Origin of the sequence: Allobosea sp. TAF32, from assembly GCF_052113585.1 — a bacterium.
In the GTDB taxonomy this organism is placed as follows: Bacteria; Pseudomonadota; Alphaproteobacteria; order Rhizobiales; family Beijerinckiaceae; genus Allobosea.
In genome coordinates this window covers 235,367-257,292 of record NZ_JBFRDM010000006.1, presented here as the reverse complement: position 1 = coordinate 257,292, position 21,926 = coordinate 235,367, and the positions used below count along the sequence as shown (strand labels likewise).

General features: G+C 63.2%; 22 protein-coding genes. 11 read left to right on the top strand and 11 right to left on the bottom strand.

Features of this window, described 5'->3' with window-relative positions; all coding sequences use genetic code 11:
• Window positions 1-52: 52 nt before the first annotated feature.
• The 4 genes from AB4Z16_RS14830 (at window position 53) to AB4Z16_RS14815 (ending at window position 3,116) form a co-directional block, all read left to right on the top strand.
• Complete coding sequence (locus AB4Z16_RS14830) at window positions 53-745, top strand: class I SAM-dependent methyltransferase (RefSeq protein ID WP_441512116.1); 693 nt, start codon at window positions 53-55, stop codon at window positions 743-745.
• Window positions 746-881: 136 nt separating this feature from the next.
• Window positions 882-1,676 (top strand): hypothetical protein, encoded by a 795-nt coding sequence (locus AB4Z16_RS14825; protein ID WP_441512115.1) that lies wholly within the window; start codon window positions 882-884, stop codon window positions 1,674-1,676.
• 4 nt (window positions 1,677-1,680) lie between these two features.
• Window positions 1,681-2,151, top strand: coding sequence for a hypothetical protein (locus AB4Z16_RS14820; RefSeq protein WP_441512114.1), 471 nt, complete (start codon window positions 1,681-1,683; stop codon window positions 2,149-2,151).
• 128 nt (window positions 2,152-2,279) lie between these two features.
• Complete coding sequence (locus AB4Z16_RS14815; protein ID WP_441512113.1) at window positions 2,280-3,116, top strand: peptidoglycan-binding domain-containing protein; 837 nt, start codon at window positions 2,280-2,282, stop codon at window positions 3,114-3,116.
• A gap of 31 nt (window positions 3,117-3,147) precedes the next feature.
• Here the strand turns inward: AB4Z16_RS14815 and AB4Z16_RS14810 are convergent, their stop codons facing one another.
• The 4 genes from AB4Z16_RS14810 to AB4Z16_RS14795 form a co-directional block, all read right to left on the bottom strand.
• Window positions 3,148-3,552, bottom strand: a complete 405-nt coding sequence (locus AB4Z16_RS14810; protein ID WP_441512112.1) for a GtrA family protein — start codon at window positions 3,550-3,552, stop codon at window positions 3,148-3,150.
• A gap of 124 nt (window positions 3,553-3,676) precedes the next feature.
• A complete protein-coding gene (locus AB4Z16_RS14805; protein WP_441512111.1) occupies window positions 3,677-5,011 on the bottom strand; it encodes a hypothetical protein in 1,335 nt (444 codons plus the stop codon).
• A gap of 132 nt (window positions 5,012-5,143) precedes the next feature.
• Window positions 5,144-6,205 (bottom strand): class I SAM-dependent methyltransferase, encoded by a 1,062-nt coding sequence (locus AB4Z16_RS14800; RefSeq protein ID WP_441512110.1) that lies wholly within the window; start codon window positions 6,203-6,205, stop codon window positions 5,144-5,146.
• A gap of 97 nt (window positions 6,206-6,302) precedes the next feature.
• Window positions 6,303-6,692 carry an ArsR/SmtB family transcription factor gene (locus AB4Z16_RS14795; RefSeq protein WP_441512109.1) on the bottom strand — a complete coding sequence of 130 codons (390 nt, stop codon included), beginning with the start codon at window positions 6,690-6,692 and terminating at the stop codon, window positions 6,303-6,305.
• A gap of 151 nt (window positions 6,693-6,843) precedes the next feature.
• On the opposite strand from AB4Z16_RS14795, the gene AB4Z16_RS14790 reads away from it, so the two are divergent.
• From AB4Z16_RS14790 to greA, 3 genes are all read left to right on the top strand, one after another.
• Complete coding sequence (locus AB4Z16_RS14790) at window positions 6,844-8,070, top strand: MFS transporter (protein ID WP_441512108.1); 1,227 nt, start codon at window positions 6,844-6,846, stop codon at window positions 8,068-8,070.
• Window positions 8,071-8,211: 141 nt separating this feature from the next.
• The gene (gene carB, locus AB4Z16_RS14785) at window positions 8,212-11,559 is read left to right on the top strand and encodes a carbamoyl-phosphate synthase large subunit (RefSeq protein WP_441512107.1); all 3,348 of its coding nucleotides are present in this window, start codon (window positions 8,212-8,214) and stop codon (window positions 11,557-11,559) included.
• A gap of 104 nt (window positions 11,560-11,663) precedes the next feature.
• A complete protein-coding gene (gene greA, locus AB4Z16_RS14780; protein WP_441512106.1) occupies window positions 11,664-12,137 on the top strand; it encodes a transcription elongation factor GreA in 474 nt (157 codons plus the stop codon).
• 119 nt (window positions 12,138-12,256) lie between these two features.
• Here the strand turns inward: greA and AB4Z16_RS14775 are convergent, their stop codons facing one another.
• Window positions 12,257-12,868, bottom strand: coding sequence for a MarC family protein (locus AB4Z16_RS14775; protein WP_441512105.1), 612 nt, complete (start codon window positions 12,866-12,868; stop codon window positions 12,257-12,259).
• A 178-nt stretch (window positions 12,869-13,046) separates the two neighbouring features.
• Between AB4Z16_RS14775 and AB4Z16_RS14770 the strand changes: the two genes are divergently transcribed.
• Window positions 13,047-13,544, top strand: a complete 498-nt coding sequence (locus AB4Z16_RS14770; RefSeq protein WP_441512104.1) for a hypothetical protein — start codon at window positions 13,047-13,049, stop codon at window positions 13,542-13,544.
• A gap of 261 nt (window positions 13,545-13,805) precedes the next feature.
• Here the strand turns inward: AB4Z16_RS14770 and AB4Z16_RS14765 are convergent, their stop codons facing one another.
• A complete protein-coding gene (locus tag AB4Z16_RS14765; RefSeq protein WP_441512103.1) occupies window positions 13,806-14,270 on the bottom strand; it encodes an Lrp/AsnC family transcriptional regulator in 465 nt (154 codons plus the stop codon).
• Window positions 14,271-14,368: 98 nt separating this feature from the next.
• Between AB4Z16_RS14765 and AB4Z16_RS14760 the strand changes: the two genes are divergently transcribed.
• The 3 genes from AB4Z16_RS14760 (at window position 14,369) to AB4Z16_RS14750 (ending at window position 17,575) form a co-directional block, all read left to right on the top strand.
• On the top strand, window positions 14,369-15,358 hold the full coding sequence (locus AB4Z16_RS14760; RefSeq protein ID WP_441512102.1) for a mitochondrial fission ELM1 family protein: 990 nt from the start codon (window positions 14,369-14,371) through the stop codon (window positions 15,356-15,358).
• A 225-nt stretch (window positions 15,359-15,583) separates the two neighbouring features.
• Window positions 15,584-16,588 (top strand): thioredoxin-disulfide reductase, encoded by a 1,005-nt coding sequence (trxB, locus tag AB4Z16_RS14755; RefSeq protein WP_441512101.1) that lies wholly within the window; start codon window positions 15,584-15,586, stop codon window positions 16,586-16,588.
• Between the two features lie 477 nt (window positions 16,589-17,065).
• Complete coding sequence (locus AB4Z16_RS14750; RefSeq protein WP_441512100.1) at window positions 17,066-17,575, top strand: L,D-transpeptidase; 510 nt, start codon at window positions 17,066-17,068, stop codon at window positions 17,573-17,575.
• Between the two features lie 30 nt (window positions 17,576-17,605).
• Here the strand turns inward: AB4Z16_RS14750 and AB4Z16_RS14745 are convergent, their stop codons facing one another.
• The 5 genes from AB4Z16_RS14745 to AB4Z16_RS14725 all read right to left on the bottom strand — a co-directional run bounded on the left by AB4Z16_RS14745 (window position 17,606) and on the right by AB4Z16_RS14725 (window position 21,582).
• Window positions 17,606-18,286 (bottom strand): hypothetical protein, encoded by a 681-nt coding sequence (locus tag AB4Z16_RS14745; RefSeq protein ID WP_441512099.1) that lies wholly within the window; start codon window positions 18,284-18,286, stop codon window positions 17,606-17,608.
• A 120-nt stretch (window positions 18,287-18,406) separates the two neighbouring features.
• Window positions 18,407-18,532, bottom strand: a complete 126-nt coding sequence (locus AB4Z16_RS14740; RefSeq protein WP_441473303.1) for an ABC transporter — start codon at window positions 18,530-18,532, stop codon at window positions 18,407-18,409.
• A gap of 238 nt (window positions 18,533-18,770) precedes the next feature.
• A complete protein-coding gene (locus tag AB4Z16_RS14735) occupies window positions 18,771-19,373 on the bottom strand; it encodes a protein-S-isoprenylcysteine O-methyltransferase (protein ID WP_441512098.1) in 603 nt (200 codons plus the stop codon).
• Window positions 19,370-20,692 carry a hypothetical protein gene (locus AB4Z16_RS14730; protein ID WP_441512097.1) on the bottom strand — a complete coding sequence of 441 codons (1,323 nt, stop codon included), beginning with the start codon at window positions 20,690-20,692 and terminating at the stop codon, window positions 19,370-19,372. The genes AB4Z16_RS14735 and AB4Z16_RS14730 overlap by 4 nt, the downstream gene beginning before the upstream one ends.
• A 125-nt stretch (window positions 20,693-20,817) precedes the next feature.
• Entirely contained in the window at window positions 20,818-21,582 is a 765-nt protein-coding gene (locus tag AB4Z16_RS14725; RefSeq protein ID WP_441512096.1) for an IclR family transcriptional regulator, read from the bottom strand.
• Between the last annotated feature and the right edge of the window lie 344 nt (window positions 21,583-21,926).

The following is a 21,926-nucleotide window of genomic DNA, read 5'->3' as shown; positions in this document are numbered from 1 at the left end:
GTCTAGTCATCGGATGACGGCCGCGAGCGGCCACCGAGGATCGACACTGCCCATGTCCTGGCGCGATTTCTGGAACGGCGAACATTCCATCTACGTCTCGCCGCGCCACAAGGCGCTGCATTACCGCGCCATCGCGAGCGACTTGATCGCGCATGTTCCCGCGCGTGACGCCGTCGTGCTCGACCATGGCTGCGGCGAGGCGCTCGACGCCGCGCGCGTCGCCTCCGCTTGCGGCCGACTCTACCTCTGCGAAGCTGCGTCCAGTGTGCGCGACAAACTGCGCGCCCAGTTCGGCCGCAAGGACAACATCGCGGTCGTCTCGCCCGAGGAGGTCGAGGCCCTGCCGGAGGCATCGCTCGACCTCGTCGTCGCGAATTCGCTAGTCCAGTATCTCTCCCGCGACGAGCTGAAGGCACTGCTCGAAACCTGGCGCGGCAGGCTCAAGCCCGGCGGAAAGCTGGTGATCGCCGACGTGATCCCGCCGAACGTCAGCCCGCTCACAGACGCATCGCAGCTCCTCGCCTTCGCCTGGCGCGGCGGCTTCCTGACGGCGGCGCTCGGCGGCCTCATCCGCACCGCCTTTTCCGACTACCGCAAGCTGCGCGCTCAATACGGGCTGTCGACCTATACGTCCGAGGCCATCTCGGCACTGATCGGCGAGGCCGGCTTCGTCGACCTGCAGCGGCCCGCGAATTTCGGCCACAATCCGCACCGGATGACGTTCAAGGCGGTGAAGCCGGCCTGATCCGCAACACGGCGCATCCAACGGCTCGCCATGGCGACTAATACTAAAGTTCCGTAACTGTAATGCATCAGGCATCTTGATTTAACGACGCAAACATGGCTCTGAGCGCGGCTTGCCCCAAAGGCGTGAGAGCTCCGTGCAGGACCAGTTCAACTGTCCCTATTGCGATGCCACGCTCAATGCGGGGGTGCTGTCCTGCCGTTGCTGCGGACGTGACCTGACGCCCGTGCTTCCCTTGCTGCGCCGTCTCGGTGCGCTCGAAGAGCGGCTCGCCGCCTTCGAGAGACGTGCAGAGGAGGACCGCGCCGCGCTGGCTGCAAGACCCGTTGCAGCCCTCGACCCCGCAGCATCGGAGCCGGCAGACGCGCCAGGGCCTGCAGCGCCGGTCGCCCACCCCGCCGCACGCCGCCGCTACTGGGTGCTGCCCTTCGGCCTGACTTTGCTGCTGCTGGCCTATTGCGCCGTCGTCCTTTGGCTCGACCTGCCGCTCTGGGCGCTGCGCCTCGCCTCGATCGGGATCCCCTTCTTGACCGGCATGCTCTATTTCGGGCTTCGCCCGCGGCTGCTCGCTTTCGATATCGGCATCGCCATAGGTTTCGCGATTTTTTCCGTCGCGACCATGAACGCGTTGCTGGGTTGGCACGACAATATACCGCTCCTTCCGCAAGGGCTGGCAGCCTGGCGCGAGACTTCGTTCTACGCGCTGAGCATCGGCGCCTCGATGTTCTCGGGGATGTTGATGCGCGTGACGCAGGCTGCGCTTGCCGCGCGGGGTCTCGTCTCGTTGCCGGAACTGCGAAAGGGGCTGCTGGCCGTGCATGGCAAGGTGCCGATGGAAACGCTGAAGACCATCGAAACCACCATCCTGATGGCCGGTACCATCATTTCTGCCATCGCCGGCCTCATCGCCGGAATTCTGGGAGTGAAATAGGACGATGATGAAGACTGTGCTCATCCCGCACATTCTGCGTGTTGTTCTCGCCACCGCTGCGATGTCGACGGCGTCGCACGCCGCCGAGCCGGTTCAGCTCATCACACGCGAGGAAGCGGGCTTGCCGACCACGGCCAAGGCGCCGGCCAGCACGCGCAACCTCACCCGCGGCCCCGGCATCGACACCTTGCCGACACCCGACAAGGGTGTCGATGGCAAGCCCTTCCGCCTGGCCGTTCGCTTCATGCCGAGCAATGGCGTACCCATCGATCCTGCGACCGTGCGCGTCTTCTATCGCCGCCAGCCCCCGGTCGACATCACCGAGCGGATCAAGCCCTTCATCACCCCGGCCGGGATCGACGCGCCCTCGGTCCTTGTCCCCAGCGGAAGCCACATCATCGAGATCGAGGCGACCGACAAGGAAGGCCGCATCGGCCGCCGCCAGCTCACGCTGACCGTCGCCCCGCCGCAGTAAGGCGGCGCGCAGCAGCCCGAATACACCGTGTGCGTCATCCAAATGGGTGACGCCACATGCAGCCCACGCGCCTTCAATCAACGATGCTGGGGAAGCGCCGTCGCGCCTCCGTCGCCGGCGGGGCTGCCATGTCGTCGAAGATTCTGAGGCCTGGCCAGTTGCTGTCGGCTGGCAGCCAAGGGCCTGAAGTCAAGCAGGTTCAGCGCCTTCTGAACCTGTTCCCTCCGACCAAGCTGGCAGCTCTCAAGCTCGACGGCATCTTCGGGGAGAAGACGCGCCGGCGCGTGCTCGAATTCCAGCAATCGGTAGATCTGCGGCCGGACGGGATCGTCGGCCCAGCCTCGGTCAATGCCCTCTGCGTGACGTTTCCGGAGTTCGAGGCACTCGGAGCCCGCTACGGCACGGTGATTCAGGGGCCCCGTCGTATCGCCTATCAGCGCCAGCTCCACGCCACGGTAAACGGATTTCGCCCGGTCGCCGCCGTCCCGGGCGTCGTCGTGGTGGTCGGGCTCGTCATCGCGATCATCATCGTCTTCTACATCGCGATGCTGAACCTTCTGCCCGCGCATCAGAAGGCGCATCGCGAATTCGCGAAGTTCATCGAGACGAAGATCGACGAACTACGCGAGGCGATGAACCTGCCGGGTCCCGTGCAGGTGATGGAACGCGCCATCGAGAACATCCGCGAGACGACCAAGGAATTCATCGAGCGGCTAAAGCAGAGCCGGCTTAACTGCGACCAGTCGCCCGAGGCCCTGACGCGATGTGCCAAGCAGAGCATGGCAGTCGCCGTTGCCACGCAGAACCTGCTTCACAAGCTCGGCGAGCTCACCTTCATCGGCACGCGAGGTTTCAAGCTCGACGATCTGGTCACCGGCATCCTGGCCTCCTGCGCAGCGCTGGTGAAAGCCTATTCCGAGCTCGGCAAATGCCTGAACTGCAAGGACATCTCATTCCTGGACTGAGTTCGGGCTGCGTCGGGACGCCCCCTCGTCGCTAGCTGGCCTTATCGGCGAAGCTGAAGAATTTGTGGCCGAGGAACGAGAACACCATCACCACGCCGGTGGTGACGATCTGCATCGGCAGATAGGGCAAGCCGGCCCGCGTCACGAAGAGATGCATCATGATGCCGGTCAGCACGAAGCCGCCGGCCGCGATCAGGGCGAAGCGCCACCCCGCCTGCGCATGGCTGCGCGTGGCGTCGAAGGTCATCCAGCGGTTCAGCGTGTAGGACACCAGCGCTCCGACGACGAAGCCGGCGAGCGTCGCGGGAACGGGGTCTACGCGGCCGAGTTCGACGAGCCCGATCAGCACGCCGTAATGCGCGACCGCCGTCAGCCCTCCGGCGACGACATAGGCCATGAGCTGTCGGAACTGGCGCGGATAGCGGCGAAACGGCATCCGCGCTTCCTAGAGCATTTTCGCGCGAAGTGGACACCGGTTCGCATGAAGAAAATGCGATAAGGTCAAAGCCGGAGGACGGACGCGCCGGGCGAATGGTTTTTCACCCGGCGCGTCCGGTCCGTCAGCCCGCGTCGCTGCCGGCGAGATTGGCCGGCATGCCGCCGACCGGCATATCGAGCCCCTGCCTCAACGTATCGAGATGGTATTCCCGGATGCGCCCACCGGTCGGATCGCTGACGAAGGCGCTGCCGCCGATCACGGCGAGGCCGGGCGTCGGAGTCTTCGCGCCAAAGGCGCAGTCGAAAGCCGGGACGGCATCGAAGGAGGCCAGTTCCTTCCAGGCCGGCGCAACCTCATAGACCCTCAGCTTGCCGTCGGCTGTGAGGTTCGCAAGCCGGGTGCCGGTGCTGCTCAGCTCGAACTGGCAGACGGCCTGTCCGCCAGGCACCGACAGCACGTCCTCGGCGGAGAGCGCCTTGGCATGCGGATCGATGCGCAGCAGCGCATCATAGGGCGCCTTCAGTCCGTAATTGCCGACGACATGGCGTCCGCCCTCGCGGGATTTGAGCGCGCTGGTACGGCGCTCGTCGGGATAGGCGAGCTTTCGCGCGCTCCAGCCCGCCGCCTCGCCCTTGCCCGCCTTGGAAAGCACGAGGACGCCGCCCCCCTCCCCTTCGGCGCAACCGAAGAGATGCCGCCCGCCGCGCGCCGGCGCATAGCCGTGATAGAGCTTGCAGGAGGCATCCGGCCGCGCCGGATCGTTGAAGTTCGCGATCCGCTTCCAACCGTCTCCCGTCGCGGACGACTTGGCCCGCTCAAGGATTTCGAAGCCGTTGGGCCGCGGCGAGGCCCCGCGATCGTCGCCCCCGGCATAGGCGGGGTTGGGCACCGAGATCAGCCATTGCTTCGCGCCCAGCGGCACGGCGATGCCATGCTGCGGCGCCGGGCTTGGCCAGATCGTCATATCGGGCTTCGGCTTGGCAAGGCCGTCGATGGCGAGCATCACCACCTTGGGCTCGCTCTTGCCCTCCCAGGGTCGCAAGCCGTCATAGAACAGCCCGAGCTGGCCCTGCCCCGAGATGACATGGGCGGGCCGATCACCCTTCGTCATGAGCTCGAGCAGCTTTGGCTCGGCCTTGGCGAGGTCGACATGGTCGCCATGCGATTCGGCCATCAGCCCGGTGTCGAGGATGCGCAACGTACCGGCCTCGTCGCCGGTCTTGACCACGACGTAGCGCCCCCCGGATACGCCTGCGAAACCCGGATTCGCCTTCGGAACGTCAAAGCTGTGCGTCACCTCGCCGCTGTCGAGGTCGAGGATGCGGATAACCGACTTTTCGTGGTCGGCGAAGACGAGGCGCCCGCGCAGAACCGCATGATCATGCGCAAGGGCCGCGGAAGCGAGGAAGCAGCCGGCGAGCCCGAAGCCGGCTGCGACGAAGCGAGACGAAGGCAAATGGAGCTCCAATCATTTATGCAATGATATAACATTGCACATTTATGATCGCAGCTTCAACCCGCTTCGGCCGCAAGCGCTGGGGAGACGCCGTCCGGGACGCTTCGGACAGCGCCTCGCCGGATTCAGGCCTCAGGCCCGCACCTCGAACACCATGTTGAACGGCGTCTCGGTCGCACGACGGAAATGCGAGAAACCCGCATCCATCGCGACCTTGCGCAGCCGCATCTCGCCGGCCTGCGCGCCGAGGCAAAGCCCGACCTCCTGCGACTGCGAGGCCGGCGTGCAGATCATCGTCGATGCCCCGTAGAAAATCCGCCCGACGGGGTTGAGATTGTCCTTGAGATGGTCATGCGCGAAGGGCTCGACGATCATCCAGCTGCCGTCACGCTCCAGCGACTCGCGCACATGCTTGCCCGCACCGACCGGATCGCCCATGTCGTGCAGGCAGTCGAACATCGTCACGAGGTCGTATTTCCGCTCGGGGAAGTCCTTGGCGGAAGCGCGCTCGAAGACGATGCGGTCCGCGACCCCGGCTTTCTCGGCGGCCTCTCGCGCCCGCTCGATCGACGGTCCGTGATAGTCGAAGCCGTAGAAGCGCGATTGCGGATAGGCCTGCGCCATCAGAATGGTCGAGGAGCCATGCCCGCAGCCGACATCGGCGACGGTCGCGCCCTGCATCAGCTTGGCCTGGACGCCCTCCAGCGCCGGAATCCACTCCGCCGTCAGATGCGCGTTGTAGCCCGGCCGGAAGAAGCGCTCGGTGCCCCGGAACAGGCATTGGCTGTGTTCATGCCAGCCGAGACCCGCCCCCTTCCGGAACGCCTCTTCGACCTTCGGCTCATCGACCCACATCGACTGGACGATCTCGAAGGCGCCGGCGAAGAAGGCAGGACTGTCTTCCTCGGCGAAGGCCATGGCCTGTTCGGGTGACAGGCTGAAGCTGTCGCTGCCTTCGTCATAGTCGACATAGCCGGCCGAGGCCTGGCCTGCGAGCCATTCGCGCACATAGCGCTCCTTGAGGCCAGTCTTCTCCGCCAGTTGCAGGGAGGTGACGGGCTCGCCATCGCCCATCGCCTTGTAGAGGCCGAGCTGGTCGCCCAGCACGATCAGGGCGCCCGTGACGGAGGCTCCGACGTCACCGACGAGACGTCCTACCAGCGCATCGAGTTTCTGAGGGTCGGCTGCACGCATGGCCATGCTCCTCGTGTTCGGGCGTGGCCGGTGCCGCGTCGCGATCCGGCTCGACGCCATCGCGGAAGAGAGGACGCTAAACCCGGATGGACCGCTGTCAACGGGGCGAAGTGGAACCCTGCGCCTCATCGCCGCCTGAAAGCCATTCGGGGCCGAGCCGCGGCAGGTCAGGATCGCGCCGCGCGGTCTCGATCACGCTGTCGATCAGCCCGGGAAAGCGCTGGTTCAGCTCGTCGCGCCGGATGCTCAGATAGCGTGACGTCCCCTCCACCCGCATGCGGGTGATGCCGGCCTCGCGCAGCTTGGCGAAGTGATAGGATAGCAGCGAAGGCGAGGCGAAGGCGGTGAAATGGCTACAGCGCGCCTTGTCGACCTCGCTGACATCGGCGAGCGCGACGAGGATGCCGAGCCGGATCGGATCGGCCAGCGCAGCGAACACGTCGGCGGGCGCGACATCCTCGATATCGGGATGAAAAACCGGCTTCATGACCGACGAGATAGGCGATCCCCGCGCTCCTGACAATATTCAACATTCATTGAAATTACCCTTGCGGTAATTGTCGGGCCCGACTAATTCAACGATCCTTGAATTTCAAAGCCTGACTCCGAAACAGCGATCATCCGCAAGGATCATTCCCATGGATACGCGCCTTCTTTCGCTTGCCGGCGGCGCCTTCGCCATCGGCACGGGCAGCCTGATCGTCACCGGCATTCTGCCCCATCTCGCCAACGGCCTGAGCGTCTCGGTCGACACCGCCGGCCTGCTTATCTCGATCTTTGCGCTCGCCTATGCGATCGGCTCACCCATCCTCTCCACCGTTCTCGGAGACGCCGACCGCAAGGCCGTGCTGGTCGGAGCGATGACGGTGTTCGGCCTTGCCAATCTCGGCGCCGCCTTCGCCAGCGACTTCTGGGTGGTGATGGGCGCCCGCATCGTGATGGCGCTTTCGGCCGGCGTCTTCATGCCGGCGGCGAACGCCGTCGCGGTGGCGGTGTCCGCTCCGGAGCGGCGCGGCCGCGCCATCGCGCTGGTCACCGGAGGCATGACGGTCTCGCTGATTCTCGGCATCCCGATCGGCACCGCCGTCGTCGGCTTCGGCGGCTGGCACCTCGCCTTCCTGATCGTGACGCTGTTCAGCACGCTTTCGCTGGCGGGCCTGCTCGTCAAGCTGCCGCGGGGCCTGCCGCGCGGCACCAACACGCTGCGCGAGCGCCTCCAGGTCGCAGGCCGCGGCGACGTGCTGCTGGCGCTGGCCACGACCATGCTGTGGACCACCGGCGCCTTCGTCCTCTACACCTATATCGCCCCCTTCCTGACCAACCACACCGGCATCGTCGGCCCCTGGCTCGCTGCGACGCTCGTCGTCTCCGGCATCGGCTCGGCCATCGGCAACCAGCTCGGCGGCATAGCCAGCGACCGCTTCGGCCCTGAGCGCACGCTCACCGTGGTGCTGACCGTGCTGGCTGCGGCGCTGCTCGCGGCTTCGCTGATCGCCGTCAGCCTGCCCCCTGAACTGGCGATCTGGCCGATTCCATTCGTGCTGCTGATCTGGAGCGCGGCGGGCTGGGCTGGCCATCCCTCGCAGATGTCGCGGCTCGCGGCGATGGCGCCGGACGCAGCCGTGGTCGCGCTCTCGCTCAACGCCTCAGCACTGTATTTCGGCATCGCGGCCGGCGCCGCGCTCGGCCAGCAAGTGATGCGCCATGCCGGCACCTGGCCGCTCGGCTTCGTCGGCGCCGCCTGCGAGATCGCAGCGCTCGCCGTCCTCTTCATCGCCATGCAGCGCAAGCGCCGGTTGGAGCGTCGCTCGCCGCGCCCGCTGGAGATCGATCTCGCCCTTCCGGCACCGCGGCCTGTGCGTTGAGCAAGGACCGAAGCGCTTTTAGCTTCCTTCCGCCGCCTTGCCCGTCTATAGCGAGCGCCTAGCATTCATTCAGACGCTCGCCAGGCCTCCGCTCGCCCGATCGGACCGGCCTTGCGCGCGCCCGCAAGACCGGTCGAGATCATGCCCAAGCGCACAGACATCAAGTCCATCCTGATCATCGGCGCCGGCCCCATCATCATCGGACAGGCCTGCGAGTTCGACTATTCTGGCACCCAGGCCTGCAAGACGCTGAAGGCCGAGGGCTACCGCATCATCCTGGTCAACTCGAACCCGGCGACGATCATGACCGATCCGGACCTGGCCGATGCGACCTATGTCGAGCCGATCACGCCCGAGATCGTCGCCAAGATCATCGAGAAGGAGCGCCCCGACGCGCTGCTGCCCACCATGGGCGGCCAGACCGCGCTGAACTGCGCGCTCTCGCTCAACAAGAAGTCGATCGTCCAGCCCGATGGCAGCAAGATCAGCGTGCTCGAGAAGTTCGGCGTCGAGATGATCGGCGCCACCGCCGAGGCCATCGACAAGGCCGAGGACCGCGAGCTCTTCCGCGAAGCCATGACCAAGATCGGCCTGGACACCCCGCGCTCGCACCACATCAAGACGCTCGGCCAGGCGCTCGACGCGCTCGAGGATATCGGCCTGCCGGCGATCATACGCCCGTCCTTCACCATGGGCGGCACGGGCGGCGGCATCGCCTATAACAAGGGCGAGTTCATCGACATCGTCGAGCGCGGCATCGACGCCTCCCCCACCAGCGAGGTCCTCATCGAGGAGAGCGTGCTGGGCTGGAAGGAATACGAGATGGAGGTGGTCCGCGATAAGAAGGACAACTGCATCATCGTCTGCTCGATCGAGAACTTCGATCCGATGGGCGTCCACACCGGCGATTCGATCACCGTCGCGCCGGCGCTGACGCTGACCGACAAGGAATACCAGATCATGCGCGACGCCTCGCTGGCGGTGCTGCGCGAGATCGGCGTCGAGACCGGAGGCTCGAACGTCCAGTTCGCGATCGATCCGGCCACCGGGCGCATGATCGTCATCGAGATGAACCCGCGCGTCTCGCGCTCGTCCGCTCTCGCTTCCAAGGCGACCGGCTTCCCGATCGCCAAGGTCGCGGCGCGGCTGGCCGTGGGCTACACGCTCGACGAGATCGAGAACGACATCACCGGCGGCGCGACGCCGGCCTCCTTCGAGCCGACGATCGACTACGTCGTCACCAAGATCCCGCGCTTCGCCTTCGAGAAGTTCCCGGGCTCCGAGCCGACGCTGACCACGGCGATGAAGTCGGTCGGCGAGGCCATGGCGATCGGCCGTACCTTCCAGGAATCGCTGCAGAAGGCCCTGCGCTCGTTGGAAACGGGCCTCGACGGGCTCGACGAGATCGAGATCGAGGGCTTCGGCCATGGCGACGACCGCAACGCCATCAAGGCGGCGATCTCGATTCCGACGCCGGACCGCATCCTCCACGTCGCCCAAGCCATGCGCTTCGGCTTCAGCGACGAGGAGATCCACGAGAGCTGCAAGATCGATCCCTGGTTCCTCGCCCAGATGCGCCAGATCGTCGAGACCGAGGAGAAGATCCGCAAGTTCGGCCTGCCGCAGACACCCGGCGCCTTCCGCCAGATCAAGGCGATGGGCTTCTCGGACAAGCGCCTCGCCGCAGTTGCAGGCAAGACCGAGGCCGAGGTCAGGGCGCTGCGCAAATCGCTTGACGTCCGCCCCGTCTACAAGCGCATCGACACTTGCGCGGCGGAGTTCGCCTCGCCGACCGCCTACATGTATTCGAGCTATGCCATGCCTTTCGCCGGCAAGGCGGCGGATGAGGCCAATCCTTCCGATCGCAAGAAGGTCGTCATCCTCGGCGGCGGCCCGAACCGCATCGGCCAGGGCATCGAGTTCGACTATTGCTGCTGCCATGCCTGCTACGCCCTGCGCGACGCCGGCTACGAGACCATCATGGTCAACTGCAACCCGGAAACAGTCTCGACTGACTACGACACCTCCGACCGGCTCTATTTCGAGCCGCTCACCGCCGAGGACGTGCTCGAGATCCTCGAGACCGAGAAGCAGAACGGCACGCTGCACGGCGTCATCGTCCAGTTCGGCGGCCAGACCCCGCTGAAGCTCGCGAATGCTCTGGAAGAGGCGGGCATCCCGATCCTCGGAACTTCGCCTGACGCGATCGACCTCGCCGAGGACCGTGACCGCTTCAAGCGCCTGCTCGACAAGCTGCATCTCAAGCAGCCGAAGAACGGCATCGCCTATTCGGTCGAGCAGTCCCGCATCATTGCGGGCGAACTGGGCCTGCCTTTCGTCGTCCGCCCCTCCTACGTGCTCGGCGGGCGCGCCATGGCGATCATCCGCGACGAGGTGATGTTCGAGGACTATCTGCTCGGCACCCTGCCCTCGCTGATCCCCTCCGAGGTCAAGGCGAAGTATCCCAACGACAAGACCGGCCAGATCAACACAGTCCTCGGCAAGAACCCGCTGCTGTTCGACCGCTACCTATCGGACGCCATCGAGGTCGATGTCGACTGTCTCGCGGACGGCAAGGACGCCTTCATCGCCGGCATCATGGAGCATATCGAGGAAGCCGGCATCCATTCCGGCGACTCGGCCTGCTCGCTTCCGCCGCGCTCGCTCTCGGCCGAGACCATCGCCGAGCTCGAGCGCCAGACCAAGGCGATGGCGCTCGCGCTCGATGTCGGCGGGCTGATGAACGTGCAATACGCCATCAAGGACGGCGATATCTACGTCCTCGAAGTGAACCCGCGCGCCTCGCGCACCGTGCCCTTCGTCGCCAAGGTCATCGGCCAGCCGATCGCCAAGATCGCCGCCCGCATCATGGCCGGCGAGCCGCTGGCGGGCTTCGACCTGAAGCCGGCCAGCCTCGACCATGTCGGCGTCAAGGAAGCCGTCTTCCCCTTCGCGCGCTTCCCGGGCGTCGACGTGCTGCTCGGGCCCGAGATGCGTTCGACGGGCGAGGTCATCGGCCTCGACCGCTCCTTCGACACGGCCTTCGCCAAGAGCCAGCTCGGCGCCGGCTCCAAGGTTCCGGTCAAGGGCACGGTCTTCGTATCGGTGCGGGATGATGACAAGCCGCGCATCGTCCCGGCCGTCCGCATCCTGGCCGATCTCGGCTTTCGGATCGTCGCGACCGGCGGCACGCTACGCCTGCTGCAGGAACAGGGCATCGATGCCGCGCGGATCAACAAGGTTCTGGAAGGCCGGCCGCATGTCGTCGACGCGATCAAGAACGGCGAGATCCAGCTGATCTTCAACACCACCGAGGGTCCACAGGCGCTTGCGGATTCCCGTTCGCTCCGTCGAACAGCCCTCTTGCACAAGGTGCCCTATTATACCACCTTGGCCGGAGCGATCGCTGCGGCGGAGGGCATCAAGGCCTATTGCAGCGGCGATCTCGAAGTACGATCGTTGCAGTCATACTTCGAACGCGCGGCCTGAGACAGGCCGTTCGTGGCGAACGAGGATTGAGCGGAAGCGCGGAAACGCCGGCGGCTGATTTGCCGCCGGCGAACTGCGCTTTCGGAGCTTATGGAACGGAAAGAATGGAAAAGGTTCCGATGACCGCGAGCGGCTTCGCCGCTTTGGAGGTGGAGCTGAAGCAGCGCCAGCAGGTCGAGCGTCAGCGTATCATCACCGCGATCTCCGAGGCGCGCGCCCTCGGCGACCTGTCGGAGAACGCCGAATATCACGCGGCGAAAGAAGCACAGTCGCTGAACGAGGGCCGGATCCTGGAACTCGAATCGCTGATCGGCCGCGCCGACATCATCGATGTCAGCAAGCTCGGCGGCGACACGATCAAGTTCGGCGCCACCGTCAAGCTGATCGATGACGATACCGAGGAAGAGAAGAGCTACCAGATCGTCGGCGAGCCGGAATCGGACGTCAGGTCCGGCAAGGTCTCCATCGGCTCGCCGATCGCGCGCGCGCTGATCGGCAAGAAGGTCGGCGATTCCGTCCAGGTCAACACGCCCGGCGGCGGCAAATCCTACGAGGTCGTCAGCATCGCCTTCCGCTGAGCTCAGCCTCCCCGCAGACCGCACCATGCTCGCCCTCGTGGCGAGCATTTGTGTTTCGGGTTCTACCGGCGATGGCGACTAAAGCGCTGGAATAAATCCGGGCGCGACGCAGGCGGCCGTCATCCCGTCACGACGATCCTTACCGCCTTGATGATGCCGTCCACCGCGACGCTCGCCAGGATCAGGCCCATTACGCGGCTGATGACGCTGGCACCGGCATTGCCGATCACCGCAATGATGCGCGAGGCGCAGAACAACAGCCCGACCAGGACGACAAAGATAATCGTGATCTGAAGCACGGTCTCGGCCTGCTCGGCGATGCTGAATCGCGAATTGTCGGTGACGGTCATCACCGTCAGCATCGCGCCGGGGCTGGCGATGCTCGGGATCGCGAGCGGATAGACCGCTTTCTCGAGATCCGTGGAGCTCAGCAGCTTCTGATCCTCGTCGAGCTTCGATTCGCCGAAGATCATCGTCAGAGCGAACAGGAACAACACGATGTTCCCGGCGATCTGGAAGGAGCTCAGCTCGATATCCATCGCCGTCAGCAGGATCTGGCCAAGCACGACGAAGAACAGCAGCACGATGAAGGCGACGAGCGATCCCTGAAGGGCGATGCGGCGCGCCGCAGCAGCGCCGAGCCCTGCGGTGACGGCCAGGAATACCGGTAGGGTCCCGATCGGATCGATCACCACCCAGAGCTTCACGAATTCCGTCAGCCAGCGTTCCATCGAATCCCCCAGCGATTCTGACGCCCATAGAGCATGCCGAGACGATGGCGACTATGCTGCCTACCCGCGACACGCCTTGGAAACCAAGATCGAGTGAAGATGGCGCGCGGGCCCGCAGCCATGGAATATCGCAGCCGCGCGCCTACATTGATGTGGCAAGCCTTCGGAGACCCCGGCCATGATGACGCGTCGACTTTTTCTGGCTTCCTCGCTCGGTGCCGCGGCGTGGACTCTGGTGCCCCGCGTAGCCTCCGCTCAGGCCGTGCCGATCGGCTCGATCAAGATTCAGTTCTCGCCAACCGTGACTCACGCCTGGGGCGCGAATGTTGCCATCGTCAAGAGCGAGCTTGAACGCACGCTCATCGACCTGCTCGGCCCGTCGTTGCAGCGCGGCGCCGGCACATCCCTCGTCGTCAATGTCAGCAGTATCTGGCTGGCGAGCTTCGCCGGCGGCGGCGGCGGCGGCAAGCCATCCGATGGCGGGGGTTCCAACGACTACCTGGAAAGCATCGCGACGCTCTACGATCGCAACGGCCGCGAGCTCGCCAGCTATCCGATCATGTCGACGGAACTGTCCGGCGGGGCCGGCGCCTGGTATCGGCCGGACATCGATCAACTGCGTCTGAAGGCGCTCGCCCGCAACAACGCCTACTGGATCAAGCGCTACATCGGCTGAGCGCTCAGAGCCCGTTTCGAAACTCGCTGCGGCCAGTCAGATGGCGGTGCTTTCGGGAACCGGAGCGCAGCGGACATTAGATCAACCTGCCATTGGGCGGAATCACCCAATGGCAGAAAAGTTTATTGATTCCAATATCTTGAGCATAATGTTCTCCAAAAAGTGGAAGCTACTTTTTGGCATCGCGCCCCGGTCCGCGGGCACCGGACGCGCAGCCAACGCCGTCTGATGGCCGCTGCAGCAGAGTTTCGAGACGGGCTCTCAGCCGAAGGGCACGATCGGCTCGTCCTTGACCCGGTCGAGGGCGAGCGCAGTGCGGACGTTGCGGACATTCGGCATGGCCGTCAGTTCCCCGACGAAATCCTGAAAGGCCTTCAGGTCCGGCGCCACGCATTTCAGCGCGAAATCGATGTCCCCCGAGAGCGTCCAGCATTCGCGCACCGTCGCCCATTCGCGGATGCGGCCCTGGAATGCTGTGAGATCGGCTTCGGCCTGGCTCGCCAGATGCACGAAGGCGAAGCAAACCACCTCATAGCCCAGCTTTCGCTCGTCGAGATCGGCATGGTAGCCGCGGATCAGCCCAGCTTCCTCCAATGCCCGGACGCGACGCAGGCAAGGCGGCGGCGAGATGCCGACGCGACTGGCGAGCTCGACATTGGTCATGCGCCCATCGGCCTGGAGCTCGCGCAGGATGCGCAGGTCGATATCGTCGAGTTTCGGACGCACGAAGATCCCCGAAGGCAAAGTATCCTCAAAGAAAAGCCGGGCTGGTGTAGACGGCAGTGACGGGCGATACAAGGCGCATGCCGCGGACGCAGACAGCCATGCACGAAAATCCGACGCCGACCGTCTGGGTCCTGAGCGACGGCAAGGCCGGCGACGAGTTGCAATGCCTCGGCGTGGCCGAGCGCCTGGGTGCCGCCCCGGAGATTCGCCGGGTGAACCCGCGCAAGCCATGGGCCTGGCTGATGCCGCGCGGCCCGATCGACCCGCGAGAGGCGCCGGATCGGCCGGGGAGCCCGCTCAGCCCGCCCTTTCCGGAGATCGCGATCGCCTCGGGGCGGCGCGCCGTCGCGTATCTGCGCGCCCTCAAGAAGGTCTCGAACGGCGCGACCTATACCGTGTTCCTCAAGGACCCGCGCACCGGCCCGGGCACCGCCGACCTGATCTGGGTTGCCGGGCATGACCGGCTGCGCGGCGACAATGTCCTCGTCACCACCACCTCCCCTCACCGCCTGACGCCGCAGAAACTGGCGGCCGCGCGCGCTGCTCCGCCCCCCGCGATCGCCGGACTGCCGCATCCGCGCGTCGCCGTACTGGTCGGTGGCGACAGCCGCCATCACCGCTTCACGCCTGCCGACATCGAGCGCTTCACCGGGCAACTCGACGCGCTGGCCCGCTCGGGCGCGTCCCTGATGGGCTCGCCTTCCCGGCGCACCTCCCCCGCATTGGCCACCGCCGTCGCCGCCGTCTTCACCCGTCACGGCGGCTGGTGGTGGGATGGCTTGGGCGAGAACCCCTATCTCGCGCTGCTCGCCAATGCCAACGCCGTCGTGGCCACCGCCGATTCAACCAACATGATCGGCGAGGCAACCGCGACGGGCGCACCGATCCTGGTTTTCGAGCCGCAAGGCGGCCATCCGAAGATCGCGGCGCTGATCCAGGCGCTGGAGCGCGAGGGCGCTGTGCATCGCTTCTGTGGACGCCTTGAAGGCGAGGGCTATCAGCCGATAGACTCCACACCCGTCATCGCCGATGCGATACGGCAGGGCTGGCAGCGCCACAGGGCCCATTTGGGGCTCGGCGCCGCTTAAGTCCGAGGGCTCTTGTTTTGGCGCCGCGCCGCCGTATCTGACGGATCGAGGCTGCGGCCCGGCCGCAGGAGAGGAACTGAGACGATGGCCTCATACCCACGCCCGCGTCATGGCCATCGGCTCCGGCCCGGCCGCCCGATCGCCCCCATCGCAGGCAGTCGCGGCACTCCGATGCATGCTCTCACGGCCGCCTGATTCCAGCAGCTACCTTTACGGGTTTCACTGATGTCGAAGACTCATCACACCAAGACGCTCATCATCGGCGCAGGTCCTGCCGGCTACACCGCGGCGATTTACGCAGCACGAGCCAGCCTCAAGCCGATGCTGGTGACGGGCATGACACCGGGTGGCCAGCTCACGATCACAACTGACGTGGAAAACTACCCTGGCTTTGCACACGCCGTGCAGGGGCCCGATCTGATGGAGCAAATGCGCCAGCAGGCGGAGAATGTAGGAACGCAGCTCGTCTACGATCTGATCGTCTCGGTCGACCTCGCGGCCAATCCAAAGAAGGCGATCGGCGACTCCGGCGATATCTATCTCGCGGATACCGTGATCATCGCAACCGGAGCCCAGGCGCGCTGGCTAGGCCTCGAATCCGAAAAAGCCTTTGGCGGCCATGGTGTGTCCGCTTGCGCGACCTGCGACGGCTTCTTTTACCGGGGCAAGGAAGTCGTGGTCGTCGGTGGCGGCAACACGGCCGTCGAAGAAGCGCTCTATCTGACCAACCATGCCAGCAAGGTCACCGTCGTCCACCGGCGCGACAGCTTTCGGGCCGAGAAGATCCTCCAGCAGCGTCTTTTCGCCAATCCGAAGGTCGAGGTGATCTGGGACCACGCGGTCGACGAGATCCTCGGCACCACCGACCCGCTGAAATCGGTCACCGGCGCAAGGTTGCGACATGTGAAGACCGGAGAGGCCAGGGACATCGCGACTGACGGCGTCTTCGTCGCAATCGGCCACGATCCTGCCACCAGCTTGTTCCGTGGCCAGATCGATATGGACGAGACCGGCTACATCAAGATCGCACCGTGGTCGACCAAGACCAGCCAGAAGGGCGTGCTCGCCGCGGGAGACGTGGCCGACCCCACCTATCGCCAGGCTGTCCTTGCGGCCGGCATGGGTTGCATGGCGGCTCTGGAAGCGGAGAAATACCTGGCCGAGCACAGCTCGAACCCCGAGGTGGCCGCCGAAGAGAAGCAGCATTCCGAGATGATCGAAGCCTGGTGAGTTGAACTTCCCTGACCGCGCCCCGCAATGCCGGCGTGGTCGCCACAAAATCCAACGTGGATCGCGACGATCGCGCCCGGGCCTTCGCGCGTAGGCGAGATCGCTTTGGCGGATTGCGCTCGTTTCCACGGCAAAGCTTCCAAATGGTCCGGATGCGGCTTCAAGCCTTCGCGATCGGGGCCTCGCGGCCGATGGCAGCGTCGCGCTCGATTGCCGGTTGCATCGGTCCGGCCGCATCCGAGAAGAAGATCGGCTTATCCTGGCCGCCTGTCCCCGAAGCCGCCAGCAGGCCGCTCCATCAAGGCGGAAGACAAAAGCGGTTGCAGGTGAGTTGCGCCATGCATCATTTCGTAAATGCACTGCAGCATATGTTTCTGCACGCTCTGTCTCTCACTTGAGATGAGCGCGGTTCTAAGCGAAGTTAGATAGGCAGCGCTACCGAGCCGCGTGAGAGCCTGACTGTGCAGGGTGAGTGACATGCGAATTGGCTGGACGACAGTGTTGGCACTCTCTTTAGCCGCGCCGCTGGCGCCTTCGCCCGCAAGTGGCAGAGAAGTCGTCAGCTATAATGGCACGGAAGGGCCTGGCTCTATCGTCATCCGGACAAAAGACCGACGGCTATACCTTATTCTGGAAGATGGAACGGCCATCCGATATCGCGTAGCGGTAGGGAAATCAGCGAAGCAATGGCAAGGAACCGTTCGGATTGAAGGCAAATATGTCGAGCCAGCCTGGTCTCCCCCGGACGAAATTAAGCGCGACAACCCAAATATACCCGATGTCATAGCGGGAGGTTCTCCGCGCAACCCAATGGGCGCCCGCGCAATGACGCTTTCCGGCGGCGGGCAATACGCGATACACGGAACGAACAGGCCCGACTCCATCGGGACTTTTGCGTCTTATGGATGCATCCGCATGCTGAATGACGACATCATCGACCTGTTCGGTCGTGTCCCGGTTGGAACCCCGGTCATAGTGGCTAGATAACACGAGAAACACCTCGTGTTTCGAACGGATCTATTGACCACTATGCGATGAGAACTGCGGCTCCGACATTTTACGACTGTTGAGATCGCGAAGACTGGAGATATAATCCGCCGGGTACAGCAGCGTATTATCCGGCGCTCTCATTCCCATGAAAGTAGCAACCTCGCCAACCCAGCGATTGCAGTTATAAAGCACGGCATGCCACATCGTGGCAGTCCTTTGCTTTTGCTTGATATAAGCTAGCACCCGCCGGTACTGAGCCTCATCGAGTAATACGCGAAATCGGTTGGAAATGTACTGATCTTCCGTGTCGCCGTCGCTGGCTCCGGTTTCTGCCGGGACCGGTATGACGTGCCCGGCCGACCAGAGCTGAGGCCCCTCTCCCGCGGGGTGGAGGCCAGCGACTTGATCCGCCGTGACCGGGCCGACCTCACCTCTCGCGTTGAGGCGTCCATGAACCAGGAATGTGTGCCCATAGCTCAAGGCGTAGCGGGAGCGAAACTCGACGAAATATTGCGCTCTCTCGCGCGGTGCGTATGGCGATCTCGGCGCCGACACCGTTCGCGTCGTCGATGCAGCAGCCTGGCTCCTGCTCCCGCCCGATTCATGATCGCGCGCGGCCGCTACACCGCTACCAAATACGAGCAGAATGCTCGTTAGGCCACAAGCGAAGATCCAGGAGCGTATTGGAGGGTTTTTGGCGAACCGCATCGCAAGCCTCCGATCAAGCTTCAACGTGCCAGCGACTGCGCCTCAGTAATCCGAACGCCGCATGCGCCGCACCAAAGGAGAAAGCGGCCGAGTACTCGACCGCTTTCCTTATAGATAATGCTAACCCTTGGTTACGATGGGGGCAGCAGCGGGAGGCGGAGCCTTCCCCTTACCCTTACCGATGGAAGCACACCCGCCAACGCTAATGAGTGCAACAGATACGGCCAACACTACGATCTTTTTCATCGGTTCGCCCTCGGTTAAACAAGCCCACTTTGAGGTCAGCGCAATCATTAGCCTAGTGCAACTGCGCAACATCGTGCCGAAAAATACAAGTCGTCGTGTGGCACCTGCCCATCATCTCAGATGCCATAAGCAATTTCAATTGACAAAAATCCATTAGCTGCGGGACGACGATTTATGGTTGCCAAACAACATGAAGACGGCCGCCCTGGCCGAAGAATCCGCGCTCCATGGCAACTCGTCAGTGGGGAGGATGAGCGCTATTCAGACGTGGCACAACCCGGCCGGTACGATTGATGTAATCCTGGTACTGCTTGCCGAACGCCCCGCTCATGAGCCTTTCCTCCTCCCCGACACGAAAGAAATACAGCGTACCGAAGCCAATGAGTCCAGCCGGACCCGAAATCCAATTAGGTAAAAGCAGCGCCTGCGCTATGGCCCATAACCAAAAGGCGCTATACATCGGGTGACGAACGTAAGTATACACTCCGCTGGTTACTAACTTGTGGCTCTCTCGAAGATCGAGGGAGACAGACCAGTTGCGCCCCAAAGCGCGGTGAGTAAGGTAAAACAATAGCAATGACGCGGCTGCGAGAAGCGCCCCTGCCCAGGCCAAGGTGGGCTGGAACGCGTATTTCGCAAACCGCGGAAACCCGAATGCGACATAGGCAAAAGGCAGGATCCCCAAACCCGTAAAAGAGATGCTCAGCAGGATGCGTTCCTTGATTCCGCGCGCTGACCGGGAAACAGGCGTCCGACGAGAACGCCGCTCGTGCGGAATGCGGATGATGTACCAACCAATTGCGAGAACCAGATAGATCGCCTTGGCAACGGAAAGGGTCATAGCTTCACGACCCCGGCGGCATCGAGATCGCCTGAAAGCTCAACTGATTCGATCAGTTGACCGTCTGCGTCGAATAAATCCATCACACCTCGCTCCGATCGCGCGCTCTGCTCCGCGGAGATCGGGCCGCAGATCGACATGAAGTAATCATAAGGGGCCCGCCGATCGTTGGCCCTCACAAATTGACAGTGCATTTTGTACCAGTTCCTGCGGATTCTCGGATAGCGCTCCGGGGCGATCATCCGTCGGATGCTGACATTGCGAACCATTGGAGAGCCGGTGGCAGGCAGCCTCAAATCTCGCAGCAGGTCCGCGCCATAGAAGTTCATGACATCGGAACGAGCGCGGTAATCCGCCCACACGACGTCCGGATTCGAGCTGACACGACCGACCGCCTCGCGAAATCCGCGTGCAGCGCGGTGGAGGCCAATTTTGAGAATGGAAGCCCCGACCGAAAAAAAGGCCAGCTTCCGGCTTACCCGGCGCTCGAGCTGAAGCTTCGTGGCGCGATCGATGAGATCGACAGCGAGCACGGCGCCCAGACTGTGCCCGACAATGAGAACCTCATCCACCGCCTCGCTTTGAGCGCTGGCGGCGATATCCGCGGCGACCCGCTGCAGGCGGACGTCCAAAACTTCATTGCCAAATCGGATATAGTGACGCGAAAAAATCCAATCATCTAACAATAACCCAAGATATAACAAGCGATCAGACACGTATAGCAATAAACAAACAACCAAAAATAAGACAGCCAAACCAAAAAATACACTACCGACAATCTTCGACACCAAATAAAATGAACCTATAGCGAGCGCGATAATCGACATCAATATCACGAACGGATAAATGAAAAACATCGCGTAACGCCAGCTTGATCGAAGATATCCTACGAACGCTCCTGCACTCAAAAAATCGAAAAAGGCCGCAGCCCCCGGTATCAAGCGTCCCCATGTCGGCCCTGCGACCGATTCAGCTATCAGATCATCCCACCGAACCAGACGAACTTCCGTTTCGGTGCGCCAGTTGGGGCCCGCTGCAGACACCTGCCATGTCGCGAGATCTGGCTCGGCCGTCAGCTCAGAGATCGTCGTGCGCACATTCCAGGCGCGTTCGAAGCGCTTCAATTCCTTGGCGAAACGTTCGAACACGGCCGATGGCGGGGCCGGGTCATAGCCACCAACATGGTACACGCGACGCTTGAGAACCCGAGTCTCACTCGCTCCAGGCTGATTTTGGCCGCGTTGTTCCGCTCCATGATCCTGAAGATCGGTCCTATGTGGAGCAGGCGTCATCTCTTGGAACCCGAAGTCAAGACTCATTCCACTGCAAACGCGGCGAGGTCACCCGTAGGATTGCACCGGTTGAGATCATCACCATCTCGCCCCGGCGTAAAACACGAACGACTCATAGCTCGCTCGGCCTTTTAAATACGGCGACAGCGCCTTTACCCCTTATAGGTCGTTGCAGCTCGTAAACATTGCAGCTCACGCGAAATCCTGTCGGCGGCCTCCAGAATGTGTTCTGCCATCGCCGGAATGACTTCGTCGGTCAATCGGCTCGACGAACCCGATATGCCGACTGCTGCGTGGATTGCCCCGTCGGCGCATCTGATCGGCGCCGCCATCTCGCATTTCGCTCCATCGCCGCCGGTCCAGTGAGCAGCATATCCTTGCGAGCGGATCTCCTCGAACTCGCGTCGAAATGCATGGGGATCACCCTGTGCTGGGGCGGCCGCAAGAGCGCTTTTCTCTAGTTCACCAATCACCTCGAGGGATTGGAAAGCGAGAATAGCCTTCCCTGCCGCGCAAGCGAGGGCAGGCACTTTTGTTCCAACCTCGAACTCCGCCCCCATCGGCCCGGGCACGTTAAATCCGGCCGCGACGACAATCTCCGTATCCGCAATGATTGCCATACACGCCGACTCGCCAGTGCTCATGACAAGCTCGGAAAGATGATGATCCGCAACACGTGTTAGATCGGCCGTGGCCTTCGAGCAAAATCCCAAGCTCCATAATTTTGGCGACAACGTTATAATTTCAGATGCCTGAGATATGGATATATAGCGCGTCGTTTCGAGTATCCTGAGCGTCTCTTGAACTATTTCCTGATCGAATCGCGTCTGAGACCTGATTTGATCAATGGTCTTTGGATGTTTACTTCCAGCTAAAGCTTCAAGGACGGCCATTCCGGCTTCAAATGATACGTTCATGATCAACCTCATGACATTAAGATGGTTGAGAGCCTATGTCCGCTTTCTCAAAGCCACGATACCGGCGCTTGCGCGAACACGGCATCCGGCAACTCAACGTCTACGCACGGATACGCGAGGTGGTCAGGTGCGATGAATACTGATCCGATCGCCAGCCCAAGGCCAGCGCAGATCAAGCTGTCCCCCCAATTTTTTGCCGCAGCGCTGTCCGTGAACTCGCCGATCCGCTGTGGCGCTATCGGAGGCAAGGGACGGCACCCATCCGACCGTCGACGATTGCAGCCTTTTCAACCGCACGCAGTGCGCGCGGGTCGCTGCCCGTTCAACGGGGATGCGCTTTTCGT